Raw genomic sequence first — 12001 nt, 5'->3', positions numbered from 1 at the left:
TGTATATAACTTATAACCTCTAGCAATATGCAAAGTATCTCGATTTTCTTTAGCCCTATCTAAATAATATTTTGCATATACATCATTTAATTTCTCAGAATTATGAAACTTATCAGAAAGTTCTTGAAAACTAAACTTACTCAAAGAATCGAATTTAGCTTCCTGCGATATGGAACAAAAAGAATGAAAGAATAAAAATATTAATGAATATTTTCTTAAGAGGGTTTTCATTAAAATAGGTATATATTACTATAAATTAATATTTTCTAATCAACTTCAATCATATAATTGAAAAAACAACCATAATTTACAAATAAATACTATTAATTTATAAATGATGGTCACAAAAGATTGCTTCACTTGTTTTATGAAAATATATTTGTCCAACAAAAAAGCTTCCATATAAATGAAAGACTTTCAGTAAACAAAAAAATATTTGCCTACGATGTGGAAATCAAAGATATATATTTTTAAATATAGATCACGGCAAATGTTGATAAAAGTGTTGCAAATCACTCAAAACAATTGTCGTGGAAGCCGAAAAACGAAAGAGTAGGTAGATATTTAAATTAAAAATCTTTATGAGAAAATTAGAATTAAATCAAATGCAAACTCTAGTCGCTGGTGACGATCGCGATTGTACTGATGTAGGTAACGGAGTTATGGTTGGTGCAACTGTTGCAGGTGCGGCTGTTGGAGGACCAATAGGTTTTATGGTTGGTGGTCTTATCGGACTATTAGCAGGAACTTTTGTCTCGATAGCTAATGCATGTTAGAAAACTTTAATCTTAAAATAATTTTAATATGGAAAAATTAAATTTTCAAGATTTAGACGTAATTACTGGAGGTGATTTTGGTGATGCTGTCGATGGTTTTTGTATTGGATATGGAGTAGTTGCAGGCGGATATGCAATAGGGGTCGCCGCAAATTGGTGGAATCCTGTAGGTTGGATTGGAACAGCCATAGGTGGAATAGTAGCCGTTGGTTGTGGAATCAATGCACTAACTTAGGACTAAACAAAAGAGGTTGTCTACTAATATCTAAGACAACCTCTCACAAATCACAATAAAAGAAATTCCATGAAAAAGATAATTATACCTTTTCTACTAATAGCAGTTATAGTCTTACTAATTATAGACCTGATAGGCATTGTTTCTTTGAGTAAATATTTACGTGCTTGTTTATATTTCACACTAGCATTAGTAACTATCTATCAATACTTTGACTACAGAAAAAATAGAAAATAACTCTTAGAATCTTTTTAGCCTTAATTACATTTTAACCTTATCAATTATTGATAAGACTGGATAGTTATGTGCTAATTCTAACTAAAAAAACAAATACAATGAAACTTGATACAACTTCCTATTTTTTGTTATTAACGTTTGGTATATTCTGTTTAGGGATTATATCAAATGGCGTATTAGGAGCAGAAAGTCTTTACGTAAACTCTTTAGCAGATCAGTTTACACAAGGGCAAATAGCAGAAATTCTCAATTTTAAACAAAAATGGCAATGGGTGGGCTATTTGTTTATCCCTATTTTATTGCTGATAAAAGTCTCGATAATAGCCCTAGTTCTTGATATAGGATTATTCTTTTTTGGAGAAGAAATGAAGTATAAAACTATTTTTAGAGCCGTGGTAAAAGCAGAGTTTATTTTTTTAGGTGTTATTGTAATTAAAACATTGTGGCTTTACTGTTTTGTTCCAAACTATACGTTAGTAGATATTCAAAATTTTTATCCATTATCGGTATTAACTTTTGTCAACTATGAAAATATAGCATCTTGGTTAGTGTATCCGTTACAGACCTTAAATCTCTTTGAAGTACTATATTGGTTTTTCTTAGCTTATTTGATAAGTAAACAAATAAAACAATCTATCGGAAAAGGCTTTAGTATAGTAGCAAGTAGCTATGGAGTTTCTCTTGTAATTTGGGTGACGGGAATGATATTTTTATCACTTCATCTTAGTTAGTAGATATCGCTACTTTTTAAAAATCAACATAATCAATCAACGAACAGATGAAGAAAGTAATAGGATTTATTATCATTACAATTGTTTTGGCTTTATTGGGGTATCTTTTCTTTCATATTTCTACTAAGGTAGAAGCTAATACAAAAGCCAATCTACATATTGAAAGTTTACCCAATTTCAACTTATTACGCATAGATAGTTCTTATTTTTCAAATGAGCAGCTCTCTAAAGAAAGTAAAACAGCATTGTTGTTTTTTAATAGTGAGTGTGATTTTTGTAAAAATGAAGCAGAAAGCATACTCAGTACTATTGAAAAATTTCATAATACACAGTTATTATTTGTCTCAGATCAATCTATGAATGATATACGCGAGTTTGCTACAATCCACAAACTTAATCAACAATCTAACATCACATTTTTACATGATTTCAATAGTCTATTTAGTACTCAAATGGGTATTCAATCTATTCCTACTACACTGATTTATAACAAGCAACAGAAGCTTATAAAAAAGCATGTTGGACAGATCACTGCAAGTGGCATCTTAAAAATTATCAATAAACACTAACAATTTCTCATGTATGGAAAAAGTAACGTTTACAAAGAAAGAGATACAAAAAACATTTACTCTACAGCTTGACCAAAGTGACTGTGGTGTTGCCTGCTTATTATCCATTATAAAACTGTACGGCGGAAGCAATACTTTTGAAAAACTGAGAGAAGCCAGTGGCACAAATATTCAAGGAACTACTTTATTAGGACTTTATCAAGCTGCAAATTCACTTGGTTTCAATGCTGAGGGTTGTTCCTCTACTGTAGAGGCATTAATAGAACACAAACAACCTGTTATTCTCCATTTTGTAGTTGAAAATAAGTTGCAGCATTATGTCGTTTGTTATGGGTATGAAAATGGAAAGTTTAGTATTGGAGATCCTGCAAAAGGTATATCTGAATACACAAAGGAAGAACTCTTACAGTATTGGAAATCAAAAACATGTTTGACATTATTTCCAAATGAAAAGTTTGAGAAAGCATCAACAAAAGCAACATCAAAAAAAGAATGGTTTTTAGGAATATTAAAACATGATTACAGACTACTGTCCTTTAGTATCGTTTTAGGACTCTGCATTGCTATTTTGAGTATGAGTATGGCTGTTTTTTCTCAAAAACTTATTGATACTATTCTCCCTTCAAAAGATATGCAAATGCTAATTTTAGGTATCGTTTTAATTACCGTTTTATTGTTGATAAAAGCATTCTTCAGCAGCCTGCGAGATTACTTTTTGATACGTCAAAGTAAGGACTTCAATAATAGAATTATTGACCGTTTTTATACTTCGTTGCTCCATTTACCAAAGCCTTTTTTTGATACGCGAAAAATAGGCGAATTAGTAGCAAGGTTAAATGACACACAACGGGTACAAAATGTAATTAAAATGATTACAGGAAATATCATTATCAATGCACTTGTTACTGTAGTATCTTTTATTTTTCTATTTGTATACTCTTGGCAAATAGGGCTTATTGCTTTTATCAGCTTGCCATTTTATTTTTTGTTGATTTACAGCTTCAATACAAAAATCATAAAAGCGCAAAAAGAGGTGATGCAAGGGTATGCAATGTATGAAAGCAACTATATTATCTCCATGCAAGGTATTGCCACAATTAAAAATAATAACCGCCAAAACATATTTCAGAAAATAAATCAAATAATTTATGGCAACTATCAAGATAAGGCATTTGCACTCGGAAAGATCAACGTACGCTTATCTTTAATATCGGGTATTTTCAGTGTATTATTTTTAATGGGTATCCTAATATTTGCTTCCTTAAAGGTATATTACGAATCCATGCTTATTGGAGAACTAACCGCTGTACTAGGCATAGCTAGTTCCTTACTTCCCGCAGTAGCAAGTTTGGCTCTCATTGCCATTCCTATTAATGAAGCAAAAGTAGCTTTTAATAGAATGTATGAGTTTGCAGCTTTAGAAAAAGAAGAAACAGGGAACGAATCACTTTCAAATTTTGAATCTTTAGAAATAAAAAATCTATCATTTCGATTTGTCGGACGTAAACAGCTACTAAAAAATATCAATCTAACTATCGAAAAGAATCAATGTGTCGCCGTTGTTGGAGAAAGTGGATGCGGAAAAAGTACGCTAGGACAAATTATTCAGAAATTCTATCATTTTGAAAATGGAACGATTATCATAAATAAAAGTTTTCCTCTTACAGAAATCAAAACAAAAGATTGGCGCTCACTAATTGGTGTTATTCCACAAGAAATCACCTTGTTTTCAGGGAATGTACTTGACAATATCGCCTTAGGTCAAGAAGCTAGTTTTGAAGACATTCATGCATTCATAAAAGAATATGGTTTTGAAGATTTCATAAAAAGTTTACCACAAGGCTATGCAACAATACTTGGGGAAAGTGGAATCAATTTATCTGGTGGACAAAAACAAATATTAGCACTTATTCGTGTCTTATATAAAAAGCCTCAGTTACTAATACTAGATGAGTTTACTTCTGCAATGGATCGTAAAACAGAATATTTTGTATTGCAATTATTAAAAAGGTTAAAGACTGAAATAAGTATCATTTTCATATCGCACCGATTGCATTCACTAAAACATATAGCAGATTGTATTTATGTGATTGAAGATGGGCAAACAAAAGTAAAAGGAACGCATAAGCAACTATTGAAAACAGTCAACTTTTACAGTGATTTTTGGACGAATATATTGAATGAAAAAGATTCCATTGAAATTATTACACAACATTAGTTTACTAATAATCAATATAGCTAATATTTCTTATCGAAATCATTAACCTTAAATAGTCACATACTCAATGAACCATGATTACTAAAAAACAACATGAAAAATTAAGATCAATTTTAGGGTATCACTATACAGAAGATGTATTAAAGATTTTAAAAGAACGCAGTATTACCAATAGAAAAGGAACACCTTATGGTAGCTCCATGATAAGAAATGTGTACAATGGTTTAAATGAAAATGAGAACATTGAAAAAGCCATTTTTGATCTATGTGAACAAAAAATAAAAGCAACAGAAGAAGAGACTAATAGACGAAATAAGCTACTTGGTATAGATGCAAAATCTGGGTATATTATACCAATAAATCTGGTTTAAACTGAACCACCTTTTCTGGATTAAACTGAGCATAGTGATCTGGTTTAAATTGAACCATTAGAAGTTGATTCTATTTGTGATTTATAAATAGTCTTTTTTTGAAAAAAAAGATTATGGCAAATACACAAATAGACATGCGAAAAGTAAAAAAGATATTTAAGTTATATTCTCAAGGGATTAGCAAACGAAAGATTAGTGTTCAGATAGGAGTATCCAGAAATACTGTTACTAAATACATATCATTTTTTCAGCGTTACAAATTAACGTCTTATGAAGTATCTGAGATGACTATAGAAGATCTTCATAAGTTGTTTAAATCTTCAGAGAAACGTAAGAGCGATCAATTATTAGAATTAGAACAATACTTTCCTTACTTCGATAAAGAGATAAGAAAAACAGGAGTAACTCAACGTTTACTATGGGAAGAATATAAAGAAAAACACCCTGATGGTTACCAATTAGCTCAGTTTTGTTATTGGTATAGAGAATGGCGTAAAGAGATCTCTCCAGTAATGCATTTAAATCACAAGGCGGGAGATAAGTTATTTATAGATTTTACAGGAAAAAAATTAACCCTAGTAGATGAACATACAGGAGAACTGCAAGAGCTAGAGGTTTTTGTTTGTGTATTAGGTAGTAGTCAATATACCTATGTGGAAGCTTGTGAGAGCCAAAAGAAAGAAGACTTTATTAGGTGTGTTGAAAATGCATTATGGTTTTATGGAGGCGTGCCGGATGCATTAGTTACTGACAATCTTAGAGCAGCAGTAACTAAAAGCAGTAAATACGAACCCAAGGTGAATGAAACTTTTGCCAGTTTTGCAGAACATTATGAAACAACTGTATTACCTACTAGGGCCTACAAGCCTAGAGATAAGGCTATTGTGGAAAATGCTGTTCGTATTATTTACACAAGAGTATTTGCACCGCTAAGGAATCAGACATTCCATAATAAAGCAAGTATTAACAATGCTATACTAGAATTACTAAAAATACATAATCAGATGTCTTTTAGAGGTAGGGATTATTCTAGAGTCTCCCTTTTTGAAGAAGTTGAACAACAAGCATTAAAACCATTACCTGAAAAACGTTATGAACTTAAACAATATGCAACTGGTACTGTTCATAAAAACAGTCATATATATTTTAACAAGGATAAACATTATTACAGCGCTCCTTATAAATACATAGGAAAGAAGGTTCGTATTATATACTCAAATAGTCTTATTGAAATCTATCACAAAAACGAGTTGATAGCTTTACACACTAGAGATAAGAGAAAATACCAATATACTACAGAAAAGGAGCATATGCCTTCATACCATAGGTTTGTTAGTGAATGGAGTTCAGAACGTTTTATCGCTTGGGCTTCAGATATAGGGAAAGCGTGTAAAGCATATATCATTAAAATTTTGGATAAAAAACAACATCCAGAACAGTCTTATAAGTCTTGTTTAGGAATCTTATATCTAGCGAAAAAAGTAACTCCTGAACGATTAAACAATGCCTGTAAAAGAGCATTAGATTATGGTGCTTATAATTATAAAATGATTGAAAGGATATTGGATAAAGGCTGGGATAGTATAGAAGAACCACAAGAAGTTGATCAGCAATTACCATTGCATAAAAACATAAGAGGAAAAGATTATTATAAATAATTAAAACAAATGAATATACAAACGTTAGAACAGATGAAACAACTAAAGTTTTATGGAATGCATAGAGCTTTTAGTGAAGCCTTACAGGCTAATAGTATTAATTATACTAATGATGAGTTAATAGCATATCTATTGCAATCTGAATGGGACGACAGACATAATAGAAAAATAGAGCGCCTAACTAAAGTAGCTAAGTTTAGATATAAGGCATTTATGGAGCAAATAGATTATGATCCTAAAAGGAATATCGATAAGAATCAAATACAACGTTTTAATACCTGCGAGTTTATTAAAAACAAAGAAAATATATTAATTACTGGTAGCACGGGAGTTGGTAAGAGCTATATAGCTTCAGCCTTAGGACATCAAGCCTGTTCTCTAGGGTTTAAAGTAATATACTTTAATACAAACAAACTATTTACTAAACTTAAAGCATCAAAAGCAGATGGTTCTTACCTAAGGGAAATTAATAAATTAGAAAGACAAGATTTGCTTATCCTTGACGATTTTGGATTAAAAGCTCTGGACAATGTAAATAGGCATTTTTTAATGGAAATAATAGAAGATAGACACGGGAAAAGATCTACCATTATAGCATCACAATTACCAACAGAAACCTGGCATCAAATTATAGGAGAACAGACCATAGCTGATGCTATTTTAGATAGACTGGTTCACGCAGCACATAGAGTTGACCTCAAAGGAGAGTCAATGAGGAAAAAAATGACAAAAAACAGTAAATTTACATCACAAATGAATCAACTTTTGACACTTCATTTACCCTGCTCAATTTAATCCAGATTGGGTGGCTCAATTTATCCAGATTTTCCATATTAATGATAAAAAAATACAATTATATATAAATATTGAAGGTTATTATTCCAATGTAGTTATGGTTATAAATTCCCAAAAATTATCAGATTTAGTCGAAAAAGAAAAAGTGTCTAAGAAAGAAAAAGAAGATAGCAAATCTAAAGAGATATTGTAATACTATATTATTTTAATTATTTTCGGTGTACAAACCGTGCACAAAACAGTGATCAACTAACAAAAAACAACCAAATTAAAATCTTGCATTTGTACTGATTATCAATACATTAACATTTTAAGGATATAGCGAAAGAGTTTCCCTCTTTCTCCGCTAAAATCCTTGTAAACACTTGATTTACAAGGATTTTTTTTTGAGATGTAAATATAGGTGTAAGTATACCCGTTTTTAGCTTCACTTTTTAGCTTACTACACTTCATTATTGTTATCTCAAAAGTATTGTAATTGATTAAGACAAATTTTTAATCTAATAATCTAAGGATTTGATGTGATAATTGATCATTCAAATTTCCCAAATCGCCCCCCATTACGAATATTTTTGTTAGCCACAGTTATATTGTAATCAATTCTATTTTCCCCTCAGGAATTTATTTCTTCAGGTTTTCATGTTTGAAAACATTCGATTATTTCCAAATTGGTTCTTTTTTACAGACTTCCCAGTTTCGATGTAATATTTGAACCCTTTTACAACATCTTTTACATAATTTGACATTTTGGGTAAAAGGTAAAATTCTTTAATTACCCAACGAAAAAACTTCGAGTAGCCTTTTAAAGCAATATCAGAATATATATTTATTGTTATAGATAATGTCGAAATCTCATCTTCTTTAGCTGAAATTTCCCATATAACTTTTGCTGTAGCATATCTACCTCTCCCAATAAGCAATTTATATCCTTTCCCAATATTCCACTCCGTGAATAATCGATGTAATTTAAGTCCATTGTAATATTGAATGCTATCTTGTGCTCCAACTTCACCCCATTTAGTTACTTGATTTTCTTTACAAAATGGATGACAAAATTCAAGATTTCCTGGTGTTGATATTACCTCCCATAGTTTTTCTCTAGAGCAATTTATATCCATTTGATAAGTAATCTCTGATTCGCGTAATTTATTATTTATTAACATGATAATTTGAAGTGTACCTATTTCATTAAATAATTCTAATTGTGCATACCCGCTTGGCTAAGCTACCTTTTAATGCAGCTTTTACATAGTGTGCCTGTTGCACAAGTCTAAGATATTGAATAATTGAGTATTTCAGGTTATGCAAGGCAAGATAATCTATCAAGAATAGCTATTCAATATTTTTCATTTAAGTGATCATATTCCAAATGAGAACTTTTATCGTCGTCTATTAGGAGTTTTATACTTTGATTATTTATGTGAACTTACCAAAGGCTATTATGGAAGAAGCGAACGAAGTCATGTACATGGCAGCTATTGCTTATCACTCTGAGAAATGCCCAAATTCATAACAAAAACGAGAAAAAGTGGAACAATGTTACCTCTTTGTTCATTTTTAATATAGAGCCATTATGTAAACACTATGTCTTTATTTTAAGCGATCTTTATTTTAGAATTACATGGTATTTAAAAAAAATCCTTAAAAACGCTAGGAACGCCTAGTTTTTTTTTAAAAAATTATGGGATTGTGCAACGGTTATCATTGTTTTGCTCTTTTATTTTTTATCTCAATCCATTTACGTCATATCGTGATACGAAATTCCAAACCAATTCAGATGTATTTTGACCTTGAAAAGTTGAATTAAACCAAACATGGTCTCCTCCGATATATTTGTAATGTTCAACTGAAACTAAACTGTCTCCTTGGTCATAGACATAATGTTCAATATTGTTGTCATCTGTAACAGTTGGAGTTAATACTGTATTATTGAAATTAACCCAATAATCCACCGTACTTTGGGAAGAGTTCCAGTCACTACTCCCGTTATAGGGAAGAACACCATCGGAAGTTCCATGAAGATGCACTACTGGCATAGGATGACTGGTAGACCCTGTGCAATCTAACATTGTTCCGGAAATAGATGCTACAGCAGCGATTAGATCACTTTTATAATTGGCAAGTCCGTATGCCATCATACCACCGTTTGAATATCCAGCAGCATAAACTCGCTCCAAATCTATATTATACTGAGATGAAATCTGATTAATCATAGATTCAACAAATCCAAAATCATCAGCATCACTTTTATTGTCACCGCCTGATGGACAAGCATTCCAATGAGAAGAACCATTCAAACAACTACCTTGGGGATAGACCAAAATAAAGGTATCTGATTCAGCCAGTGAACGCATGTCAGCATAATTCATAAAATCACTTGCACTGCCACCAAAACCATGAAAATTGAGCATTAATGGAACTGATGTAGTTACTTCATATGAGTCAGGTATATATAAAACATATTCTCTTGTAATACCATCATGTACGATTGTCTGTGAATTAGTGTTTGAATAGCAACTCCCTGTATTGCTTTTATCATCTCTTTTACAACTACCAAGGGTTATTGATAGGATAGCAAAAAACAAAATTAATTTTTTCGTTATAATCATGTTGTCTCTTTTCTGATTGTGGATAACGTTTAGTGTTACTGTTGCACAAGTCTAAGATATTGAATAATTATGTATCTTAGGTTATGCAAGGCAAGAAAATCTACCAAGAAAAATTATTTAGCAATTCTCAGTTAAGTGATCGTATTCCAAAGCAGAACTTTTATCCTCGTTTATTAGCAGTTTTAGACTTTAATTATTTGTATGAACTTACCAAAGGTATCAAGCAAGCGATCAAAGTCATGCACATGGCAGCTATTGCTTATAACTTAAAGAAATACCTGAAATTCATTACAAAAACGTCAAAAAGTGGGACAAGATCACTTGTCGCAATCATTTTCATTATAAAGTCATTATACAAACACTGTATCTTTATTGTAAGTGGTGTTTATTTTAGAGTTATATAGTTAAAGCTAAAAAGAAAGGCATCCTTAAAAGCGCTAAGAATGTCTTGTTTTTTTGGAATTATAGGCATTTGCAACGGTTACCATTGTTGGCACACGTTTTTATTTTTCTTTAATCCAATACTTATCATCCCAAATTTTAGTCTTATGGGTTAACCAATGCCATATTTTATTAGACCAAAAACTGCTCATTGTTAAGGTCAATGTATAATTGCTCTCTGGATTTACAATAGACCATTCTCCTGCTGAATTGAGATTTTTTGTATCAAGATGAACCATGGTATTGTCATTAAAAGTGGCAAAGTGTATTAATCCATTATCTAAATTAAATTGACTCAATTTTGAGATTTTCAATGCTGGATTCTTTGTTTCAAGTCCATTAAACTTAGTCCAAAATGCTTGATTAGAATTTGGGATTTTTTGTCCAATCCTTTCTTCTAGTCTTTCTATCTCAGACTTACTAGCACCATCATTTAGGTTATAAGTGAAACTCAAGTTTTCTGCTTTAACCTTGTCAATTCGTATTTTAAAATCTTTTAGTTCCATTTTTAATGTGTGCCAACGGTTTGTGTATGAAACGTAGCGTGTAAATAGACACTACCTTTTCAGATTAATACAAAGGCGAATTTTTATATTTTGTTTTTAATTTCTCATTTTTGAAAGCCAAATTAAAAATTTGGTGTTCTTCGCAAATATGCAAAAAGCTTTTTTAAAGCCTATTATAGCTATGTTTTATATACGTTGTGCCTGTTGCACAACTCAAAATATTCTTTAAATCTTGTAATTTTCATTTTATTAAAAATTTAACAACCTGATTATCAATTTGAAAATATTTTATTTTACTCCGAAATTTATAATATCCTTAAAAAGGATAGTTGCGCAACAGTCACCGTTGTTGTGTGTAGTGTTTTATTTTAATATACTACTCTCTAAAACGTTCCATTGCCAAGTTATTTGATATGGATATATTTCGTATAAATTTGAATCTTCATTGAAGGTCTTTCCCATGTGATAATTGGATTTACCGATGTCTGCTATTTTCATTGCTTCTTCTTTTTTTCCAAGATAATTAAGACAGATGCTTTTGTAGTATTGTGCATCAGAAAAACCAGGATATTCTTTCAATACTTTGTCAAATTCAGAATTTGCATTTACATAATCACTTTGCTCATAATATGCAATAGCTAAATAATATCTGTCTAAATAATGCACCCAATCAGTTCCATGTTCTATTTCTTGGGCTTTTACATTCTGATTTAGTGTTTCAAAGGCTTTGTCAAATTGATTTAACTGCAAGTAACATAATCCCATATAGAATTCGAGAGAATGGTCTTGTTCTAAAGTTGAACCATATTCTTTAATATAGGTTTTTATATCGGTCAGTGCTCCTTCATAGTCTTT

General features: G+C 31.0%; 14 protein-coding genes. 10 read left to right on the top strand and 4 right to left on the bottom strand.

Annotation, left to right across the window (positions count from 1 at the left end; translation table 11 throughout):
• Window positions 1-581: 581 nt before the first annotated feature.
• From MK119_RS23735 to MK119_RS23695, 9 genes are all read left to right on the top strand, one after another.
• On the top strand, window positions 582-776 hold the full coding sequence (locus MK119_RS23735) for a hypothetical protein (RefSeq protein ID WP_290684135.1): 195 nt from the start codon (window positions 582-584) through the stop codon (window positions 774-776).
• 28 nt (window positions 777-804) lie between these two features.
• Window positions 805-1011: a hypothetical protein gene (locus tag MK119_RS23730; RefSeq protein ID WP_290684133.1), complete on the top strand. Its 207-nt coding sequence runs from the start codon at window positions 805-807 to the stop codon at window positions 1009-1011.
• 335 nt (window positions 1012-1346) lie between these two features.
• Complete coding sequence (locus MK119_RS23725) at window positions 1347-1979, top strand: hypothetical protein (RefSeq protein WP_290684131.1); 633 nt, start codon at window positions 1347-1349, stop codon at window positions 1977-1979.
• Between the two features lie 47 nt (window positions 1980-2026).
• Window positions 2027-2548 carry a redoxin domain-containing protein gene (locus MK119_RS23720; RefSeq protein ID WP_290684129.1) on the top strand — a complete coding sequence of 174 codons (522 nt, stop codon included), beginning with the start codon at window positions 2027-2029 and terminating at the stop codon, window positions 2546-2548.
• 13 nt (window positions 2549-2561) lie between these two features.
• Entirely contained in the window at window positions 2562-4766 is a 2205-nt protein-coding gene (locus MK119_RS23715) for a peptidase domain-containing ABC transporter (protein WP_290684128.1), read from the top strand.
• Between the two features lie 74 nt (window positions 4767-4840).
• Window positions 4841-5137, top strand: coding sequence for a hypothetical protein (locus MK119_RS23710; RefSeq protein ID WP_290684127.1), 297 nt, complete (start codon window positions 4841-4843; stop codon window positions 5135-5137).
• A 113-nt stretch (window positions 5138-5250) separates the two neighbouring features.
• Window positions 5251-6795, top strand: coding sequence for an IS21 family transposase (gene istA, locus MK119_RS23705; protein WP_290684126.1), 1545 nt, complete (start codon window positions 5251-5253; stop codon window positions 6793-6795).
• A gap of 9 nt (window positions 6796-6804) precedes the next feature.
• A complete protein-coding gene (istB, locus tag MK119_RS23700; RefSeq protein WP_290684124.1) occupies window positions 6805-7590 on the top strand; it encodes an IS21-like element helper ATPase IstB in 786 nt (261 codons plus the stop codon).
• Window positions 7591-7600: 10 nt separating this feature from the next.
• Complete coding sequence (locus MK119_RS23695; protein WP_290684122.1) at window positions 7601-7783, top strand: hypothetical protein; 183 nt, start codon at window positions 7601-7603, stop codon at window positions 7781-7783.
• 436 nt (window positions 7784-8219) lie between these two features.
• On the opposite strand, the gene MK119_RS23690 is transcribed toward MK119_RS23695, so the two are convergent.
• Window positions 8220-8753 carry an SRPBCC family protein gene (locus MK119_RS23690; protein WP_290684120.1) on the bottom strand — a complete coding sequence of 178 codons (534 nt, stop codon included), beginning with the start codon at window positions 8751-8753 and terminating at the stop codon, window positions 8220-8222.
• Window positions 8754-9314: 561 nt separating this feature from the next.
• Window positions 9315-10199 carry a PHB depolymerase family esterase gene (locus tag MK119_RS23685; RefSeq protein WP_290684119.1) on the bottom strand — a complete coding sequence of 295 codons (885 nt, stop codon included), beginning with the start codon at window positions 10197-10199 and terminating at the stop codon, window positions 9315-9317.
• Between the two features lie 83 nt (window positions 10200-10282).
• On the opposite strand from MK119_RS23685, the gene MK119_RS23680 reads away from it, so the two are divergent.
• Entirely contained in the window at window positions 10283-10603 is a 321-nt protein-coding gene (locus MK119_RS23680; protein ID WP_290684117.1) for a hypothetical protein, read from the top strand.
• Between the two features lie 99 nt (window positions 10604-10702).
• Here the strand turns inward: MK119_RS23680 and MK119_RS23675 are convergent, their stop codons facing one another.
• Together MK119_RS23675 and MK119_RS23670 are read right to left on the bottom strand one after the other, a co-directional pair.
• A complete protein-coding gene (locus MK119_RS23675) occupies window positions 10703-11146 on the bottom strand; it encodes a hypothetical protein (protein WP_290684115.1) in 444 nt (147 codons plus the stop codon).
• Between the two features lie 363 nt (window positions 11147-11509).
• A partial coding sequence (locus MK119_RS23670) for a tetratricopeptide repeat protein (protein ID WP_290684113.1) occupies window positions 11510-12001 on the bottom strand: 492 nt, incomplete at its 5' end.

It is taken from the genome of Kordia sp., from assembly GCF_022447245.1.
Taxonomy (GTDB): Bacteria; Bacteroidota; Bacteroidia; order Flavobacteriales; family Flavobacteriaceae; genus Kordia.
Note: the sequence above shows the minus strand (reverse complement) of the source record. Positions and strands in the feature narration are given on the sequence as shown.